Below are 17,774 nucleotides of genomic sequence, written 5' to 3'. Positions count from 1 at the left end.
GTCACCACCCGCTGCTGGGCGGCTGGGCGATCGGCTCGTCCGCTAGGCGCAGCGTCATGGTGGTGTTCCCGATCCTCACGGTAGATCCGTCGGTCAGTTCGGCCTCGGCGGCCCGGCGCCCGTTCACCAGCGTGCCGTTGGTGGAGCCCAGGTCGACCAGCACCACCCTGACACCTCCGGGGCCCTCGGGCATCAACCGGATCTCCGCATGCCGCCGCGAGACCCCCGGATCGTTGATCTGGATGTCCGCGTCGGTACCGCGGCCGAGTACGACGCCGGGCGGGTTGATCGGGCGGCGCCGGCCGTTCACCTCGAGCATCACCTGCGGGTGACCCTGCCGGATCGGCTGCGCGGGCGGCGGCGGGACCGGGGCGCTCTGCATCACGGTCTGGCCCTCGTTCGGATCGGGGATATACGGCTGCGGGGGTTGCGGCCGGGGACGGGTGGGCTTCCCGATGGTCGCACTGACCACCCGGAACTTGCCGGTCGGCAGATCGTCGGCCTGGGTCAGCTCGATCTCGACCGGGCCGGAGAAGGTGTAGCGCTGGATGTCGGCGTGGTCGCGCAGTTCGTTGGCCAGCTCGTGGTTCAGGGTCCGGCCGTACGCGTTCAGCCGCTCGAAGTCCTCCGGGCCGAGCTCGATGGTGAAGTGGTTCGGCACCAGCCGCCGGTCCCTGGACAGGATCCGTGCGGTGTTGTCGATCTCACGCTTGAGGGCGGCGGCCAGCTCGATCGGCTCCACGTCGCCCTTGAACGCGCGCGCGAAGACACCACTCACGATGCCCTCGAGGCGTCGCTCGAAGCGCTGCAGCGGTCGCACGCGTCCTCCTCCACTCTTCGATCGTCGGCTGGAGCCAACGATCGTGCTTGCCGTCCGGCGGCTCCAACAGGCTCGCCGTACGCCGCGCCCACCGGTGTGGTGGGCACACCGGGTACGACGATCGATCGTATCGGGAGGTTCGACCGAACCCGCAATGTCAGAGTCTGCCTCAGGTCGTGCTAACGTTCTTCCTCGGTTGCAGGTAGCAGTTTTCGAGGCTATCGGTGACCATGCGCGCGGGTGGCGGAATAGGCAGACGCGCACGGTTCAGGTCCGTGTGCCCGAAAGGGCGTGGGGGTTCAACTCCCCCCTCGCGCACAGCGTCTCGAACTCCCGGCCAGGAAACTGGCCGGGAGTTTTGCTTTCCCCACCCCTTGTGGAGAATCTGTCGGTGCGGCCTGAGACCGTTGGGTGATGACGGGGATACGGATTGCGATCGCCCAGCCGGAGATCACGGCTGACGCGCGGAAGAACGGGGCCGAGGTCCGGCGGTTGATGCAGCAGGCCGCGGCGGGGAAGGCGCGGCTGGTGCAGTTCCCGGAGGGGCTGCTGTCGGGGTATGCGAAGGAGCAGATCGCGGACTGGGCCGACGTCGACTTCGACGTGGTCCGCTCCGAGCTCGAGCAGATCATGGCGCTCGCCGCGAAGCTGAAGCTGTGGGTCGTGCTCGGCTCCGCGCATCCGCTCACCCCGCCGAACCGGCCGCACAACAGTCTCTACGTGATCTCCGACACCGGCCGCATCGTGGATCGGTACGACAAACGCTTCTGCTCGCACACCGAGATCACGCAGTACTACAGTCCCGGCTTCGAGCCGGTGGTGTTCGACGTCGACGGCTACCGGTTCGGGCTCGCGATCTGCGTCGAGATCAACTTCCCGCACCTGTTCTCGGAGTACGAACGGCTCGGCGTCGAATGTTTGCTGCTGTCGGCGTACCCGGTCGATTCGATCTTCGAGGTGAAGGCCCGCGCGTACGCCGCGATCAACGCCTACTGGATCGCCATGTCGCTGCCGGCGCAGACCAACCACCTGATGCCGTCCGGACTGATCAACCCCAACGGCACCTACGCCGCCCTCGTCTCCGGCACCGACCTGGTCATCGCCGACCTGGACCGCGACGACCCCGACCTGCACATCCCCCTCGACCTGGCCCGCCCCTGGCGCGCCACCGCCCTCAAAGGCGACATCTACCGCACCCGCCGAGTAACCGACCCCCGCTCCACCAACCGCACCACGGTCTAGCTCGTACTGCGGCCGAGGTAGGTGACCACGTCCACGCCGGGGACGGGGATGTGGTGGAAGCCGAGCCGGTCGTAGAAGGCGCGGGCCGGAGTGTTGCTCGTGAGCATCGTCAGGTGGACGGCCGGGACCCCGCGATCGGCCAGGGTGGTCAGGAAGCGATTCATCAGGGCACGGCCGTGGCCGGCTCCTTGATAGGCCGGCAGTAGGTCGATGTGCAGATGCGCCGGGTAGTCCGCGACCTCGGGGACGACGAGTCGCTCAGGGTCGTGCAGCAGGCCGATCATCTCCTCCGCCGGTGTCCGGGGCGGCCCCGTCAACGGCCCGTACTGCGGGACGCGGGGCAGCCACTCGGCGCGGAACCGGCGGGCGAACGCGGGTGTGTCCGCGCAACCGAGGATGTAGCCGACGGCCCGCTCGCCGTCGTCGAGCACGAAGGCGAGCTCCGGCTCCAGCTCGACGTACGGGAACGCGAAGATGCTCGGCATCAGCTCGAGGTCGGGGAAGCGCGACCGCGAGTCGCCGCCGTTGTCGGCGGTGCGGACGCAGATGTCGCCCACGGCGGGCCGATCGTCCACCCGGTACGGCCGGATCTCAGGCATTGAATCCCTCCAGAAGCGATGTGAGAGCGCTCCCATACCTTAGATCATCGACACGATTGAAGAAGCGTGTTAAATTTTGAACGTGCGTTCAGAAAACGAGACCTTCATCGAGGCCGCCCGGCGGGCGCAACTGGCCGAGTGCGCGGTCGACGTGATCGCCGAGGCCGGGATCGGCAAGGCGTCGATGGCCCGGATCGCCGAGCGGGCCGGGGTCAGCGTCGGCGTGATCTCGTACCACTTCGGCAACAAGGCCGGCCTGATCTCCGCCGTCGTCGAGCAGGTCGCGAAGACCGCGGTCGCGCTGATGGAGCCGCAGATCGTCGCGCAGCCGACCGCGGCCCAGGGGCTGCGCACGCTGATCACCAGCAACCTCGACTTCATGAAGCAGCACCCGAACGCGTTGCGGGCGCTGCTGGAGATCATCCGGGCCGACGACGGTGTGTACGCCGCGCAGGGAGCCCAGGCGATCTCCGACGTCGAGAAGGTCCTGCACTGGGGCCAGCACACCGGCGAGTTCGGCGCGTTCGACACCCGGGTGATGGCGACCACGATCCGGGCCGCGATCGACGCCGTACCGCTGCTGCTCAGCCGCGACGAGGACCTCGACCTGACCGCGTACGGCGAGGAACTGGCCGGCCTCTTCGACCGCGCGACCCGGAAGGAAAGCCACTGATGGAAGCCCTGGAGTTGCTCGGCCTCGGCAAGAATTTCGGTCCGCAGAAGGCGGTGGACGACCTCAGCCTCGTCGTACCGCAGGGTTCGTTCTTCGGATTGCTCGGCCCGAACGGCGCCGGCAAGACCACCTCGCTGTCGATGGCTGTCGGTCTGCTCCGGCCCGACACCGGTACGGCGAAGATCTTCGGCGTCGACGTGTGGGCCGAGCCGGTGCGGGCCAAAGGGCTGGTCGGCGTGCTGCCGGACGGCCTCGGCATGCCCGAGCGGTTGACGGGCCGCGAGGTCCTCACCTACCTCGGTCTGCTGCGTGGCCTGCCCGCCGACGAGGTCGCGGCCCGGACGACGGAGCTCCTCGAAGTACTGGAACTGGACGACGAGGACGGCAAGCAGGTGATCGGATACTCGACCGGGATGCGGAAGAAGCTCGGTCTCGCGGTCGCGCTGCTGCACGCGCCGCGGTTGCTGGTGCTCGACGAGCCCTTCGAGGCGGTCGATCCGGTGTCGGCGGCAACGATCCGGACCATCCTGAACAGGTTCATCGCCGGTGGCGGCTCGGTGGTGATGTCGAGTCACGTGATGGCCCTGGTCGAGCAGCTCTGCGATCGGGTCGCGGTGGTCGCCGACGGCAAAGTAGTTGCCTCGGGCACCGTTTTCGAGGTGCAGGCCGGCGGGTCGCTGGAGGATGCGTTCGTGTCGCTGGTCGGCGCGTCGACGCGCGGGGCGGAAGGGCTGACATGGCTGTCGGTCTAACCTACGCGACGGCGGACACGCTGGTCCGGATGCGGCTGGCCGCGTTGCGGCACTCGTTGCGGGACAAGAATCGGGTCGCCTGGGTCGCCGGTGGCGCCTTCCTCGGCCTGGTGCTGGCCGGTGCGACCATCTGGGCCGCGGCGGGAGCTGATGCCAACTTGGTCGCGGTAGCTGTCACCGTATGGGCGCTCGGCTGGATCGTCGGTCCGCTGTTCGCGGGCGGTGGCGACGAGACGCTCAAGCCGGAGTACTTCACGATGCTGCCGCTGCCACCGCGTGCGTTGTCGGGTGGGTTGCTCGCGGCCGCGCTGGCCGGCTTCGCGCCCGCTGTGAGCTTCGTCGCGCTCCTGTCTCTGGTGGTGGTCGGCGGTCAACTGTCTGTGGGCGCACTGTTGATTGCGTTGCCTGCGGTGGTGCTGCAGTTGGTCTCGTTCGTGCTGGCGTCACGGCTCGCTGTCGCGATCTACGGCGTGTTGCTGCAGGTGCGAGCGGGCGCAGTACTGGCTGCGCTGGTCAATGCATTCATTCTCGCGTTCACTGCGCAGGGGTGGGCACTGATCGCTGCGTTCATCAGTACTGATGTGCAGGGCACAGTGGCGGATGCTGCTCGGATCGCACCGTCTGGTTGGGGTTTGGCGGCAGTGGAGTCTGCTGGACATGGCGACTGGCTGCAGACGGTCCTGGCTTTGGCTGGGCTCGCGCTGCTCAACGGATTGATGTTCCTTGCCTGGTCAGCCCTACTGGTACGCCGTACTACGGCTACGCGCAGCGGCGTACGCGTACGTCGGGCGTTGACCGCTACGGATGCTGGCGGAGCCGCTGGAGCCAAGGAGGTCCGGTCGTGGACACGAGACCTGCTCTACGGTCACCGCGCGGTTTTCGCGATCAGCTACGGGCTGTTCTTCTGCCTGATGCCGCTCGCCGTCGGCTGGAAGGCCATGCTGCCGTGGGCCGGCGCCGCTGCCGTGGTGATGGGCGGCGCGATGTTCTCCAACCTGTACGGCGCCGACGGCACCGCGCTCTGGATGACCGTGATGACACCCGGGGCGACCCGACTCGACGTGCGCGCTCGCCAGCGGGCCTTCCTGCTCGTGTTCGGTCCACCCGCCCTGCTGATCACCCTGCTGCTGACCTGGTGGTCCGGCATCTCCAGCGCCTGGCCGCTGGTGCTCAGCACCCTGCCGGCTCTACTGGGCGGGGCTGCGGGCTTGATCATGCTCTCGTCGGTCTACTCGGCGGTGCCGACGACGGACGCGCACAAGCGCTCCGGCAACCCCTTGAATTCCGGCGAGAACGAAGGGGAGACCATGGGCCTCGTCTACGTGATGCTCGTCCTGATCTCGCTCGCTGCTGCACCTGCCCTGCTCGCAGCGCTCGCGTGGGCCTGGTGGGGTATTCCGGTCGGCCTCGCCTCCGGCGTACTGACTTGGTGGTACTTCGGTCGGCTGGCCGCACGTCGGTTGGAGCGGCGTGGTCCGGAGCTGCTCACCCTGCTCCGGCACGGCCGGCAGCCGGGGCAGCAGGCAGCGGCGTCGTCGCTGTCGGCCAAGCTCGCCCAGTTGCCCCAGTGGAGACGCACGCTGGCCGGCCTCTGCCTGGGCTTCGGCGCTATCCCGCTGATCCCGCAAGCCGTGGTGCCGGCGATCTTCAAGCTCAACCACGTCGACGCAAAGGCTTGGTTCCTCGCCCTTTACACCGCTCCCGCCTGGCAGTGGCCGGTGATCGCGGGCATGGCTCTGCTGGGCCTCGGCATGTACGCGTTCGGAGGCCTCACCTACTACCGGGCGAGCAAACTCAGCGTGGAGTCACCGCAAGCGGATCCGCTGGAGGATGCGGACAGCGGGCGCTCGGTGGCGGCCTGACCGGGTGGTGAGGGCGGGGTGGGCGGCGGCATGCCGGTGATCACCCCGGTGCGGTGTGGTGTTGCCCGCACCGAGCAGCATCCAGGCGGCGAGAACGGCGGCGGCGGCCAGGCCGGCGAGACCGGCGTAGTCAGTCCAGTTCATGGTGGTTCTCTCTCGATGGCGGCTCGGGCGGGAGTCTCGCGATTGCATCCTTCACCGGTAGTGACGGTGCGCGAGCAGTTTCGTGATGGCACTCCGGTGCCAGGAGTGCCAGCGAGGTCAGTTGGCCCAGCTGTGCCGAATGGTGGACAAAATGCTCGCCAGTGCGCTGGATCCCCTGATTAGGTGGAGCTTCGAGCACGGGAGGGTGAGGCCGGGATGCAAGACGGGTTGCTGGACGCCCGCGAGGAGCAGGCCTACCGGTTGCTGGTCGGCTTGTCGTCGGCGAGGTCGGCGGAGCTGGCCGAGGTCGCGGAGCTGTCGCAGCACGAGGCCGACGAGGTGCTGCAACGACTGCATGCGAAGGGCCTGGTGGCGATCCAGCCCGGTGACGAGCCGGTGTTCCGCCCGCTGCCGCCCGACGTTGCCCTCGGTACGACGTTGCTGCGCCGGCAGGAGTCCCTGGAGTCGGCTCGCAAGACCGTGGCCTCGCTGAGTGAGGAGTTCCGCGCCAGCGCGAGTCGCCGGGACGCGCACCACCTGGTCGAGGTGATCGTGGGCGCCACCACGCTGCGGGACCGGCTGCGCGATCTGCAGAACTCGGCCCGGGAGGAGATCCTCTGGTTCTGCCGGGCGAACCCGCTGGCGATGCAGGGCGCGGACAACACCGAGGAGTACGGCGCGCTCAGCCGCGGCGTACGGTATCGCGCTATTTACGAGCGGGCTCTGCTGGAGACGCCTGGTGAGCTGGACAGCATCGCTGAAGGGGTCAGCTGGGGTGAGGAAGCCCGGACGCTCCTGGCGCTGCCGGTGCGGCTGGCCATCGTGGACCGGGCTACTGCCATCTGCCCGCTGGTCCGGGACGACGAGCTGGGTATCGGCGAACCCACTGCTGCAGTGATCGGCCGCGGACAGTTGCTCGACGCACTGCTTGCTCTCTTCGAGAGTCACTGGGAACAAGCGACGCCGGTGAAGCTGCAGGGCGGTGATCAGCAGGGGCCGGACGGTCTGGACGACTCCGAGCGGTTCCTGTTGTCGCTGATGGTCGCCGGCGTACCGGACAAGTCGATCGCGTCGCAGCTGGGGATCAGTCGCCGTACGGTGCAGCGCCGGCTCGATCGGCTGATGTCGCTGGCCGGTGTGGACACCCGTACCGGCTTGGCGTTCCAAGCAGCTAAGCGAAGCTGGCTGTAGGGCGCGGGCAGTCTGCTACCTGCCCGCGCCCTTCTCAGCCGGTTACTTCAAGCCGTAGGCGCGGATCACCGTCTGGCTGATCTTGTTGCCCGCGTTGTCACCGGCAACGACCCGCAGCGACACAGTGCCCTTGCCTGCCGGTACTACGGCGACGTAGTGGCCGCGACCCCCGATCGCGATGATCCGGCGCCACGTCTTGCCCTCGTCGAACGACACCTCGGCCCGTAGCGATGTCGAGCGCGCTGTGACGCCTGCCTGCTGGTGGACCTTGAACCCGATCAGGTGCGCCCGGGCCGCCACCCGACCGGTCAGGTCGGTCGGCACCTCGTAGTCGACCTGCAGCAGCGGCAGTGCCGTCGCCGTCGTCTCCGAGGTCTTCTTGGACCGGAAGTCCCAGACCGTACGAGTGCTGGTCCCCCAGTTCCACTCGCCCTCCTCGTCCACGCGCGCCGTCGAGAGATCCAGCCTGTACGCCGAGTCGCCGCTGCTGGTGATCGCGTCCTGCCAGGCGTCGGGCAGCTCGGCTACCACCTGCCCGTCCCGGCTCAGCACCGCTGAAGCGGACGTGGTCTCGCCGATCGTGTAGTGCCCGGCCGCGTCGACGAACGACGGAATCCGCAGCGACAACCTGTCACCCGTCCTGGTGGACACCAGGCCAGGTGCTGCCGCGGGACGGACCACCGGCCCGAACCAGGTCTCCGTGGACGAACCGGGGCGGTAGGACCGCGGTACGGAGGTCATGCCACCGGCCAGTGGGTTCATCGAGTCCCAGGTGTAGAGGTGGTGGACCCGGTGCTGCCAGAGCGAATCGCCGGACGTCACCCACTCCTCGCGGACCTTCGGGGTCTCGACGAAGCGCTGTGAGTCGTTCCAGGCGTACTCCTGCCACGGCCGCCACCCGAACCGCTGCTCCTTGGCCCAGTTGAAGCCCCCGTTGTCGGCGTACGCGGTGTTCACTCGCGCGCTGTTGGCGGCGGTGACCTTGTAGGTGATCTTGGCGGGGATCTGCCCGGCCGAGACCTGCTGTACGTCGTACAGGTAGGGGCTGGAGGTGGTCAGGGTCAGGTCGATCGTGGCGTGTCCCTTGCGGGCCCGGTCGATCAGCTTCTGGCCGTCCTTGGTGCTGGTCACCAGTGCCGGGATGGGTTCCCTGTCTCCGTCCGGGGTCCAAACCGTCCAGGTCGACCAGTCCGGCGGGCGGACCAGGATGACCCCGGCGGCACCGGCCTCGGCTGCGAGAGCGATCTGCTCCTCCTCGCTGATGTCCTCTCTGTCGTTCAGAACCGCGACAGCGCCCTTCACGACAGTGGTTGTCAGTGGGAAGCGCTTCTTGCCTCCGAGAGCAGGCGACTGGTGCAGCAGGTTGAGGTCGAGTGGACCGCTGACGGCAGGGACGGATGCCTGCACGATCGGCGCGACCAGTTGCCAGCGGGACGAGAACTCGAAGGTTCCGTCGGCCACCGGCTTGGTCGGCGTGACCAGCACCTGCTTGACCGCGCTGAAGTGCATCACGCCGTGAGCGATCTTCCGACCGTTGCCGTACTGGCGGTACACGTAGTAGCTGAGCACTGCCTGCTGTTCCGACGGCTTGGGCGTCTCGATCGTGATCGGAGCCGCCTTGCGGGCATCGATCACCACCTCGAGGTCCTTGTTCACCACCACGTTCGGATCGGTGAACAGGCTGACCTTCTCGTCCTGCGGGTCGTTGTTCTCGACGATCGAGTGCAGCAGGTAGGTGCCTTCCTCGACGACGGCTTTGTAGGTCCCGCCGTCCGGGATCCACGCCAGCGTGTCGGACCGCGAGTTGTCACCGAACAGCGAGACCACCGGTACGCCGGTCGGCTTGCCGTCGAGGCCGACGGCCCGCAGCGTGACCGTGTGGTTCGGGGCCTGGCGCCAGGCGCCGACCGCGGTGTGCGTGACGACCCCATTGGGGCCGGTGGCAACGATCCAGCCGCTGTGCTGACCACGGTCGAGTTTGGCGGCGTCCAGCGCCACCGGTACGTCGGCACTCGCTCCAGCCGGCACTGTGACGGTACTGGGCAGGGTGAACGCGTCTGTCTCGGGCTTGTTCGTGTCCAGGTTGTCCACGTCGGCCGTCAGGTCGAGCGTCACCGGTGCCGTGGTGTCATTGCGGTAGGTGATCGTCTGCGTGGATCCACCAGTGGCGGTCTGCAGGCCGAAGTCGGCGACACCGGTCGCGTAGACCTTCTGCGCAACGGCCCTGGCGACGTCCACCCGGCCGGCGCCCTGCGAGTAGACGCTGACGTTCGCAGCGGTCTTCGCAGTACTAACCAGCGCGTTCTTGAGGCGGTCCGCCTTCCAGTCAGGGTGTGCCTGGGCCATCAGGGCGGCGGCGCCGGCCACGTGCGGTGTGGCCATCGAAGTACCGGAGGCTGCCGTGTAGAGGTCGTCCAGCGGGTCGCCCATCGCAGTGCCGGCCGCGCGAGCCGCGACGATGTCCACGCCCGGTGCGGTGATTTCCGGCTTGAGGCCGCCGTCACCAAGGCGTGGCCCGCGGCTGGAGAAGTCGGCCAGCTTGTCGTCCCGGTCGACCGCGCCGACGGTGAGAGCGGAGGTGGCTGCGCCCGGCGTACCGACCGTCTGGTCGGCGCCTTCATTGCCTGCAGCAACGACGAACAGCATGCCGGTGCGCGCGGTGATGTCGTTGACGGCCTGGCTGAGCGGATCGGTGCCGTCGGTGGGGTCGCCACCGAGGCTCATGTTGACCACCCGGGCGCCCTCGGTGGCGGCCCACTCCATCCCGGCGATGATCGACGAGTCGTAGCCGAAGCCGTCGTCGCCGAGCACCTTGCCGATGAGCAGGTCGGCCTTGGGCGCCACGCCTTTACGGGTACCGCCCGCACCGGCTCCGGTCCCCGCGATGGTCGCGGCGACGTGCGTCCCGTGCCCGAAGTGGTCCACAGGACCGGTGGGGCTCCCGGAGAAGTCCACGGCCTTCTTGACCTTGCCGACGAGGTCAGGGTGGTTGGCGTCGACACCGGTGTCCAGTACTGCGACTGAGACACCAGTGCCCTCGTACCCGGCCTGCCAGGCAGCAGGCGCGCCGATCTGCGGCACACTCCGGTCCAGTACTGCGTGGACCTTGCCGTCCAGCCAGACCTTCGTGATGCCGCTGTTGAGCGACCTGGCGGTCTGCGAAGGCTTCAGCGACTGCCAGAGCGAGGTGAGCTCGCCCTTGCCGGCCCGGATCGCGGTGGCGCCGATCGACGGGAGTTGCCGGACGGTCGTCGTACCGGCGAGTGACTGTGAGCGGGCGGTGTTCTTGTCGGCGTACCGCACGATGAGCGGCAGGGAGGTGGCTGCCGAGTCACCGAAGCCATCGGCGATCAACTCGTTCACGTCGAACAGGTTGGCGTCCAGGACACCGCTGGAGATGTACGGCACCGCGTCGCTGGGCAGTACGCGCAGTTCGCCGTCCACCTCGATCGTGTGGAATGCAACGCGCTCACGGCCCGGCGCGGGCTTGACCGTCGCCGCCTTCTTGCCACCACCGGCGTCGGTGACCTGCACGACGTCACCGGTCACCAGCGTCACAGTCTGTACGCCGTTCGCCGCGTTCGTCGTCGTGCGTGGTGTGACGATGCCGGGGTCCGGCGGCGCAGCGGTCGCCGGGACCGCCGCAGTACTGATTGCCGTCGTACTGATCGCGAGGACAGCCGCAAGGATGGCGGCACGTTTCTTCGGGGAGGACATGGGTCGGTCTCCTTCGAGAGGCTAGGGCAGGCACCTCTTCCGAGTGAGTGTGCAGCCGCAGCTCACCTCAGCGCCCTGTCCATCCCTGCCGTCCCTGCGCCATGTCCCAACAACGCCAGCCGCTACTCGCCGATCTTCTTCGAGCGGAGCAGGATCTTGGTGGTGAGGAGGGTTCTGGTTCCGCCGGCCGGGACCTGGGAGACGACGACCCAGTTGCGGTCGTTGATCAGCAGGCGGCCCTTGCCGGTGGCATCTTCTTCGGCGAGGTGGAAGAAGCCGGCGGCCTGCATCGTGTCCTGGGCCAGCTGGTGGTTCACGCCGACCACGTTCGGCACCACGCCACTCGCTCCGGTCGGGGTCGGGGTCGGCGTGGTCGGTGGAGGTGGGGTGCTGGTCACGGTGACCGTCACTGGGCCGGCTGGTTCGCCGGTGCCGCAGGACGTGCCGCCGGCCAGTAGGAGCAGACCGCATCCGAGTACCTGAGCGATACGTAGTACGCGCACTGTGAGCACCTCCTGTCTCGACAGTCGCTGACGGTGGCGATCGGCGCAACCCGACTTGCGACGGCGCGTCAACGCAGACACGCGCGGCAGACCGCTGCACTGGTCACGTTGCCCGTGCAGGATCTGTACATGACGGCACAGCAGATTGTTCGCAGGTGGGCCTGGCTCGGCACTCTGGTGATCGGAAGCGCTCTCTACCTCGCGGTGCTGGCTGTGCTCGCCGATACGGACAATCCGAACCTCTTCCCCACGTTGATCCTGCTCGGCGCGCTCGTAGTACCGCTGACCTTCGTCACGTTCGCCGCGGGTCGTTCCGGTCGATGGCTGATCGACGGGCCGACGCTGGGCGGGTCGCTGCTGTTCGGAGGCGTGGTGGGTGTGGCCGTGGCCGGCCTGCTCGAGTACGACGCCATGCGCAGGCTGGGCGCTCTGCCGATGCTCGGTGTCGGCCTGATCGAGGAGGCCGCCAAGCTGATCGTCCCGGTGGTGCTGGTGCTGTTCTTCGGCCACCGGTACCGGTCGATCGGTGGCGGCATCGTCATCGGAGTCGCGGTCGGCACGGGGTTCGCAGTACTGGAGACGATGGGCTACGCGTTCGTCGCCCTGCTCCAGTCGGGCGGGAACGTCGGTGCGGCTGAGCAGACCCTGTTCATCCGCGGCCTGCTGTCACCGGCCGGTCATGCGGCGTGGACCGGCCTCACGTGCTGGGGCCTCTGGCGGTTCGCGGTGGAGCCGACCGGCAAGCGGTTCCTCGGCTTCCTCGGCATGTACGCCGTGGCGGTCGGTCTGCACACCACCTGGGACGGCATCGGCGGCCGGATCACGTACGCCGTCGTCGGGGCGATCAGCATCGGTCTGCTGCTCGTCGGGCTCCGCAAGGCGCAGCAGCACGACGGCCGTCCTGTGGTGTAGCTGCTTTCCTCTCCCTCAACTGGTCCGGTCAACGACTTACCAGAACCTTCAACTGGTCCGTTGCGCTATCTGCAACGCCAACTGCGGGCCTTGCTGTCATGTCTTCATTTTGGGGACTTCTGGCGCTCGTGAGCGCTCTCACAACTTAATAACGGAGACTACTGAAGTATTGACCGGTCCCCGGAATCCGGCAAGGCTCTGCGCCACTGAACGACAGGTTCATACCAGTCAGCCGGGCTGCCCCGGCTACTCCGCCAGAGGTGATCCGATGAAGTTCCGTCCCCTTGCCATATCCACAGTCGCGGTCGCGGCTCTCTCGCTCACCGCGCTCGCCGCCTGCGGCAGCTCGGACCAGAAAGACACCGCTGCGTCCGGCCCGACCAGCATCGACGTGTGGCTGATGAAGGGCAGCGTCTCCGACGACTTCCTCAAGCGGTTCACCGACGACTTCGCCGCCAGCCACCCGGACATCAAGGCCAACGTGCAGATCCAGGAATGGAACGGCATCGGCCCAAAGATCATCGGCGCGCTGGCCAGCAAGGACGCGCCGGACGTGATCGAGGTCGGCAACACCCAGGTCGCGCAGTACTCGGCCAGTGGTGGGGTCAAGGACCTGACCGACAAGAAGTCCGACCTCAAGGGCGACGACTGGATCGAGGGTCTGGCAGGCCCCGGCAACTACGAGGGCAAGCAGTTCGGCATCCCGTACTACGCCGCGAACCGGGTCGTCCTCTACCGCAAGGACCTCTTCACCGCGGCCGGCATCAGCACCCCGCCGAAGACGCGCGAGGAGTGGCTGGCCGACACCGCGAAGGTGAACACCGGCGGCAACCAGGGCATCTACCTGCCCGGCCAGAACTTCTACGTGCTGTCCGGATTCATCTGGGACGAGGGCGGCGACCTCGCGGTCAAGGACGGCGACACCTGGAAGGGCGCGCTGGAGACGCCCGAGGCGCTGAAGGGCATGGACTTCTACAAGCAGATTCAGGCGCTCGGCAAGGGCCCGAAAGACTCCGACGAGGCCAAGCCGACGCAGACCGACGTGTTCGCGCAGGGCAAGGTCGCGCAGATGATCGCCGTACCGGGGGCCGCCGAACTGATCGCGCAGGCGAACCCGGCGCTCAAGGACAAGATCGGCTTCTTCCCGATCCCCGGCAAGACCGCCGACAAGCCGGGTGCCGTCTTCACCGGTGGCTCCGACCTGATCATCCCGGAGGCCTCGGCCAACCAGGACGCGGCGTACACCTTCATCAAGGAACTGGCCGGCGAGAAGTGGCAGGTCGATCTGGCCAAGTCGATGAAGTACGTGCCGAACCGGACCAGCCTGGCCTCGTCGGTCGGCGCGGACGAGGGCGTGGCGGCGATGGCAGCCGGCGCGGCCAACGGCAAGGCGACCCCGAACTCGCCGAACTGGGCCGCGGTCGAGGCGAAGAACCCGATCAAGGAGTACCAGACCAAGGTGCTGACCGGCGGTGACCCGTCCGCCGCGGCCAAGGCCGCCGACGAGATCATCACCCAGGCCCTGAACACGAAGTAGCGCCATGGCTGTGGCTGAGATCGACACGACCACAGCAGCCCCCGCCCCCGAGCCCGGTCCGCCGCGCTCGGTCCGGCGGGGGCAACCCCTGTGGGCCCGCGTGCTGCCCTACCTGCTGGTGGCGCCGACAGTCGTCGGTACGGCGTACCTGCTGGCCTATCCGCTCGTCCGCAACCTGCTGATCTCGTTCCAGAAGTTCGGGATCGCCCAGTTGATCCGCGGCGGCGCCGAGTTCGTCGGGATCGACAACTACCGGCAGATCCTGTCCGACGACAAGTTCTGGGGTGTGGTCGGCCGGACGTTCGTGTTCACCGCGATCAACGTCGCGCTGATCATGGTGCTGGCCACCCTGGTCGCGTTGCTGATCGGTGCCTTGGGCAAGTGGATGCGGTTCGCCGTGATGGGTGGCCTGGTGGTCGCCTGGGCGATCCCGGTGATCGCCGCGACGACCGTCTTCCAATGGCTGTTCCAGTCCCAGCTCGGCGTCGTGAACTGGGTGCTGGTCGCGCTCGGCTTCGAGCAGTTCGACGGCAAGGCCTGGTTCGCGGACGGCAACTCGACGTTCGCGATCATCGTGTTGCTGATCGTCTGGCAGTCGGTACCGTTCGCGGCGCTCACCCTGTACGCCGCGATGACGACCGTGCCCCGGGAACTGCACGAGTCGGCCCAGATCGATGGGGCCGGTTCGGTGAAGACCTTCTGGCTGATCACCTTCCCGATCCTGCGGCCGATGTTCGGGCTGATCCTTTGCCTGGAAGTGATCTGGGTGTTCAAGAGCTTCGTCCAGATCTGGGCGATCAGCCAGGGCGGCCCGGGTAACGCGACGCTGACGCTGCCCGTCTACGCCTACCAGATCGCTCAGTCCCTCAACCGCTACGACCTGGGTGCGGCGATCTCGATGGTCACCGTGCTGATCCTGGCCGTCGTGTTGTTCGCCTACTTCCGGCAGATGTTCAAAGAGGAGGGTGAACTGTGAGGACCCGGCTCAGCCGCAGGATCACGCTGAACGTCGTGGCGCTCGGCGTGCTGTTCTTCTCGATCTTCCCGGTCTACTGGATGGTGCTGACCGCGTTCAAGCCGACCAAGGAGATCCAGGCCGAGACGCCGTCGTTCCTCCCGACGCACGTCACGTTGGACCACTTCAGTACTGCGGTGCACGCGGACGGCTTCTGGACCTTCTGGCGCAACAGCGGGATGGTCGCGATCAGCGCGGTGCTGCTGTCGCTCGTGGTGGCCTGCCTGGCGGCGTACGCGGTCGGGCGGATGAAGTGGAAGGGGCGGCAGGCGTTCATCCTGATGGTGTTCATCGCGCAGATGACGCCGTGGGAGGCGCTGCTGATCCCGATGTACGTGATCGCCCGCGACACCGACATGCTCGACAAGCTGCCGATGCTGACGCTGATCTACTTCATGATGACGCTGCCGTTCACGATCGTGACGTTGCGCGGGTTCCTGAAGGGCATCCCGGTCGAGCTCGAGGAAGCGGCCCAGGTCGACGGCTGCAACCAGTTCACGGCATTCCGGCGGATCGTGTTCCCGCTGCTCGCGCCCGGGTTGTTGTCCACCTCGCTGTTCGGTTTCATCACCGCGTGGAACGAGTTCGCCTTCGCGAACCTGCTGATCATCAAGAACCAGGACCAGCGCACGCTGCCGGTCTGGCTCTCCTCGTTCAGCAACACCTTCGGGACCGACTGGGGTGCCACGATGGCAGCGGCGACGTTGTTCATGCTGCCCGTGCTCCTGATCTTCCTGGTCCTGCAGGGCCGGGTGACTACCGGCGTGGCCGCAGGTGCCGTGAAGGGCTAGTCCGGGGCAAATCTGCTGCTGTATCAGTGACCTGTCAGTAGCGTGAGACGAGGGCTGTTCACCATGGACAATCCGTTCCGGACTGAGTACGGTCCGTAACGGCGTCCGCACCACGCCAGACCCGGAGTGGGACACTCCGACCGGTCGGTGAGGTGCTGCCCGCCAGTAGCGCCTCGCTGGTGGACGGGCGAGCAGAACGCGGTGCAAGCCGTGAACTGATGGGGGCCCTGACACCTAGGTGGGGCGGCCCAGCGCCAACGCGCTGCCGCCCCACCGACTCAAGTTTGCCGGATCGTCGGACAACATTTTCCTCCGATGACGCTTCCCCGGCCCTCTTGCCGGGCAGACTGCACTGCGACCGCCCCGTTCCTACCGCCCCGTGGGAGTCCGCCGTGCTTGTTCGCCGTGCCTTCTTGATCGGAACGATCCTTCTAGGTCTGCTCGGGTACGGCGTAGTGCCGTCGACAGCGGCTACTACCGCGACCATCTCCGTCAGTACTGCGATCGGCCGGCAGGACGGATCCGTCGCGACCGTCGAGGGTTACGTGGTCGGTCAACCGACCGCCGCGACCACGGTGATCAGGAGCAACTTCACCGCCGACACCGCGCTGGCACTGGCCGACTCGGCGAGTCAGACGAGCACGGGCTCGATGCTCTACGTGCAGATCCCGACGACCTTCAGGACGCAGTACGGACTGCTGTCGAATCCTGGGCTGGTCGGGACGAAGATCGCCGTCACCGGCACGCTCACGCCGTACTTCACTCCCCACGCGGGGCTGAAGAACGCGACTGCCTTCACCGGGGCCGGCGGTTCGGATCCGGGTGATCCCGGCGACTACTACGCCGCCGCGGCCGGGAAGTCCGGCACGGCGTTGAAGGCTGCGCTGCACACGATCATCTCGAACCAGACCAAGCTCACCTACGACCAGGTCTGGAACGCGTTGAAGGACACCGACCAGGACCCGGCCAACCCCAACAACGTGATCCTGCTGTACTCCGGACGGTCGCAGAGCAAGTCCTCCAACGGCAGCGGCGTGGACGACTGGAACCGTGAACACGTCTGGGCCAAGTCCCACGGTGACTTCGGCACGGCCACCGGGCCTGGGACCGACGTGCACCACCTTCGGCCCGAGGATGTCTCGGTGAACTCGGCCCGCGGCAATCTGGACTTCGACAACGGCGGTACGGCGGTTGCCCAGTGCCCCGGTTGCACGGCTGACTCGGACTCGTTCGACCCGCGGCCGGCGGTGCGCGGTGACGTGGCCCGGATGATCTTCTACATGGCCGTGCGGTACGAGGGCGACGACGGCTTCGCGAACCTGGAGCCGAACGACTCGGTGAACAACGGCACCGCGCCGTACATCGGCAGGTTGTCGGTGTTGAAGGCGTGGAGTGCGGCCGACCCGCCGGACGCCTTCGAGAAGCGCCGCAACCAGGTCATCTTCGACACCTGGCAGCACAACCGGAACCCGTTCATCGACCACCCCGAATGGGTCGCGTCGATCTGGCCGTGATTCGCCTGTGGACAACGCTCGGTGAGGCCGGATCGGCTCGTATGTTCTAGGCATGACCGATTCGACCTCACCGCTGCCCCGCTTCCACCTGGCCATGCCCGTCGACGATCTCGCCGCTGCCGCGGAGTTCTACGGCACCGTGATCGGCTGCGAGCGTGGCCGGAGCTCCGACACCTGGATCGACTGGAACCTGCGCGGCCACCAGTTCGTGACCCACCTCGCCCCTGCCCGCCCGGCCCCGATCCACAACCCCGTCGACGGCCACGACGTCCCCGTCCCGCACTTCGGCCTGATCCTCTCGATCCCCGACTTCCACGCCCTCGCCGACCGCTTCCGCGCCGCCGGCATCCCGTTCGTCATCGAGCCCTACCTCCGCTTCGAAGGCCAGCCCGGCGAGCAATGGACCATGTTCCTCCACGACCCCGCCACCAACGCCCTCGAATTCAAAGCCTTCGCCCACGACTCCGCCGTCTTCGCCACCTGACCCACCCGACGCCCCCCT

The 17,774-nt window shown here is 67.4% G+C and carries 16 protein-coding genes and 1 tRNA gene; 12 read left to right on the top strand and 5 right to left on the bottom strand.

Annotated elements, in window-relative coordinates:
* Position 1: 1 nt before the first annotated feature.
* Positions 2-820, bottom strand: coding sequence for an FhaA domain-containing protein (locus tag DIZ26_RS23125; RefSeq protein ID WP_112244912.1), 819 nt, complete (start codon positions 818-820; stop codon positions 2-4).
* Positions 821-1,054: 234 nt separating this feature from the next.
* Between DIZ26_RS23125 and DIZ26_RS23120 the strand changes: the two genes are divergently transcribed.
* Both DIZ26_RS23120 and DIZ26_RS23115 read left to right on the top strand, forming a co-directional pair.
* A tRNA-Leu gene (locus DIZ26_RS23120) sits at positions 1,055-1,138 on the top strand.
* 96 nt (positions 1,139-1,234) lie between these two features.
* Positions 1,235-2,062, top strand: a complete 828-nt coding sequence (locus tag DIZ26_RS23115) for a carbon-nitrogen hydrolase family protein (RefSeq protein ID WP_112244910.1) — start codon at positions 1,235-1,237, stop codon at positions 2,060-2,062.
* On the opposite strand, the gene DIZ26_RS23110 is transcribed toward DIZ26_RS23115, so the two are convergent.
* The gene (locus DIZ26_RS23110; protein ID WP_112244908.1) at positions 2,059-2,661 is read right to left on the bottom strand and encodes a GNAT family N-acetyltransferase; all 603 of its coding nucleotides are present in this window, start codon (positions 2,659-2,661) and stop codon (positions 2,059-2,061) included. The two genes, DIZ26_RS23115 and DIZ26_RS23110, sit on opposite strands and share 4 nt — an antisense overlap.
* Positions 2,662-2,743: 82 nt before the next feature.
* Here DIZ26_RS23110 and DIZ26_RS23105 point away from each other — a divergent pair, with 82 nt between their 5' ends.
* From DIZ26_RS23105 to DIZ26_RS23095, 3 genes are read left to right on the top strand one after another with little or no spacing between them, the layout of a single operon-like run.
* On the top strand, positions 2,744-3,334 hold the full coding sequence (locus DIZ26_RS23105; protein WP_112244906.1) for a TetR/AcrR family transcriptional regulator: 591 nt from the start codon (positions 2,744-2,746) through the stop codon (positions 3,332-3,334).
* Positions 3,334-4,086, top strand: coding sequence for an ABC transporter ATP-binding protein (locus tag DIZ26_RS23100; RefSeq protein WP_112244904.1), 753 nt, complete (start codon positions 3,334-3,336; stop codon positions 4,084-4,086). The genes DIZ26_RS23105 and DIZ26_RS23100 overlap by 1 nt, the downstream gene beginning before the upstream one ends.
* Complete coding sequence (locus DIZ26_RS23095) at positions 4,071-5,948, top strand: hypothetical protein (protein WP_112244902.1); 1,878 nt, start codon at positions 4,071-4,073, stop codon at positions 5,946-5,948. The genes DIZ26_RS23100 and DIZ26_RS23095 overlap by 16 nt, the downstream gene beginning before the upstream one ends.
* Here the strand turns inward: DIZ26_RS23095 and DIZ26_RS37525 are convergent.
* Positions 5,892-6,092: a hypothetical protein gene (locus DIZ26_RS37525; protein ID WP_157979789.1), complete on the bottom strand. Its 201-nt coding sequence runs from the start codon at positions 6,090-6,092 to the stop codon at positions 5,892-5,894. The genes DIZ26_RS23095 and DIZ26_RS37525 overlap by 57 nt on opposite strands.
* A gap of 183 nt (positions 6,093-6,275) precedes the next feature.
* Between DIZ26_RS37525 and DIZ26_RS23090 the strand changes: the two genes are divergently transcribed.
* Positions 6,276-7,283 (top strand): helix-turn-helix domain-containing protein, encoded by a 1,008-nt coding sequence (locus tag DIZ26_RS23090; protein ID WP_232828534.1) that lies wholly within the window; start codon positions 6,276-6,278, stop codon positions 7,281-7,283.
* Positions 7,284-7,325: 42 nt separating this feature from the next.
* On the opposite strand, the gene DIZ26_RS23085 is transcribed toward DIZ26_RS23090, so the two are convergent.
* Positions 7,326-11,000 carry a S8 family serine peptidase gene (locus DIZ26_RS23085; protein WP_112244898.1) on the bottom strand — a complete coding sequence of 1,225 codons (3,675 nt, stop codon included), beginning with the start codon at positions 10,998-11,000 and terminating at the stop codon, positions 7,326-7,328.
* 122 nt (positions 11,001-11,122) lie between these two features.
* The gene (locus tag DIZ26_RS38375; RefSeq protein WP_232828533.1) at positions 11,123-11,503 is read right to left on the bottom strand and encodes a hypothetical protein; all 381 of its coding nucleotides are present in this window, start codon (positions 11,501-11,503) and stop codon (positions 11,123-11,125) included.
* Between the two features lie 129 nt (positions 11,504-11,632).
* On the opposite strand from DIZ26_RS38375, the gene DIZ26_RS23075 reads away from it, so the two are divergent.
* From DIZ26_RS23075 to DIZ26_RS23050, 6 genes are all read left to right on the top strand, one after another.
* Positions 11,633-12,415, top strand: a complete 783-nt coding sequence (locus DIZ26_RS23075; RefSeq protein WP_112244896.1) for a PrsW family intramembrane metalloprotease — start codon at positions 11,633-11,635, stop codon at positions 12,413-12,415.
* Between the two features lie 268 nt (positions 12,416-12,683).
* Positions 12,684-13,952: an extracellular solute-binding protein gene (locus tag DIZ26_RS23070; protein ID WP_112244894.1), complete on the top strand. Its 1,269-nt coding sequence runs from the start codon at positions 12,684-12,686 to the stop codon at positions 13,950-13,952.
* A 4-nt stretch (positions 13,953-13,956) separates the two neighbouring features.
* Positions 13,957-14,928 carry a carbohydrate ABC transporter permease gene (locus DIZ26_RS23065; protein WP_232828532.1) on the top strand — a complete coding sequence of 324 codons (972 nt, stop codon included), beginning with the start codon at positions 13,957-13,959 and terminating at the stop codon, positions 14,926-14,928.
* Positions 14,925-15,758 (top strand): carbohydrate ABC transporter permease, encoded by an 834-nt coding sequence (locus DIZ26_RS23060; protein WP_112244892.1) that lies wholly within the window; start codon positions 14,925-14,927, stop codon positions 15,756-15,758. Before DIZ26_RS23065 ends, DIZ26_RS23060 begins: the two co-directional genes overlap by 4 nt.
* A gap of 392 nt (positions 15,759-16,150) precedes the next feature.
* Positions 16,151-17,272 carry an endonuclease gene (locus tag DIZ26_RS23055; RefSeq protein WP_112244890.1) on the top strand — a complete coding sequence of 374 codons (1,122 nt, stop codon included), beginning with the start codon at positions 16,151-16,153 and terminating at the stop codon, positions 17,270-17,272.
* A gap of 52 nt (positions 17,273-17,324) precedes the next feature.
* Positions 17,325-17,756 (top strand): VOC family protein, encoded by a 432-nt coding sequence (locus tag DIZ26_RS23050; protein WP_112244888.1) that lies wholly within the window; start codon positions 17,325-17,327, stop codon positions 17,754-17,756.
* The last annotated feature ends 18 nt before the right edge of the window (positions 17,757-17,774 follow it).

It is taken from the genome of Kribbella monticola (assembly GCF_003261635.1).
In the GTDB taxonomy this organism is placed as follows: domain Bacteria; phylum Actinomycetota; class Actinomycetes; order Propionibacteriales; family Kribbellaceae; genus Kribbella; species Kribbella monticola.
The sequence above is the reverse complement of the archived record's forward strand: the minus strand, read 5'-3'. Positions and strand labels throughout refer to the sequence as shown.

Excerpts from the sequence above, each read along its gene's own strand:
- DIZ26_RS23070 (WP_112244894.1), top strand. The coding sequence starts at position 12,684 with ATGAAGTTCCGTCCCCTTGCCATATCCACAGTCGCGGTCGCGGCTCTC.
- DIZ26_RS23115 (WP_112244910.1), top strand. The coding sequence starts at position 1,235 with ATGACGGGGATACGGATTGCGATCGCCCAGCCGGAGATCACGGCTGAC.
- DIZ26_RS23100 (WP_112244904.1), top strand. The coding sequence starts at position 3,334 with ATGGAAGCCCTGGAGTTGCTCGGCCTCGGCAAGAATTTCGGTCCGCAG.
- DIZ26_RS23110 (WP_112244908.1), bottom strand. The coding sequence starts at position 2,661 with ATGCCTGAGATCCGGCCGTACCGGGTGGACGATCGGCCCGCCGTGGGC.
- DIZ26_RS23085 (WP_112244898.1), bottom strand. The coding sequence starts at position 11,000 with ATGTCCTCCCCGAAGAAACGTGCCGCCATCCTTGCGGCTGTCCTCGCG.
- DIZ26_RS23075 (WP_112244896.1), top strand. The coding sequence starts at position 11,633 with ATGACGGCACAGCAGATTGTTCGCAGGTGGGCCTGGCTCGGCACTCTG.
- DIZ26_RS23065 (WP_232828532.1), top strand. The coding sequence starts at position 13,957 with ATGGCTGTGGCTGAGATCGACACGACCACAGCAGCCCCCGCCCCCGAG.
- DIZ26_RS23050 (WP_112244888.1), top strand. The coding sequence starts at position 17,325 with ATGACCGATTCGACCTCACCGCTGCCCCGCTTCCACCTGGCCATGCCC.
- DIZ26_RS37525 (WP_157979789.1), bottom strand. The coding sequence starts at position 6,092 with ATGAACTGGACTGACTACGCCGGTCTCGCCGGCCTGGCCGCCGCCGCC.
- DIZ26_RS23095 (WP_112244902.1), top strand. The coding sequence starts at position 4,071 with ATGGCTGTCGGTCTAACCTACGCGACGGCGGACACGCTGGTCCGGATG.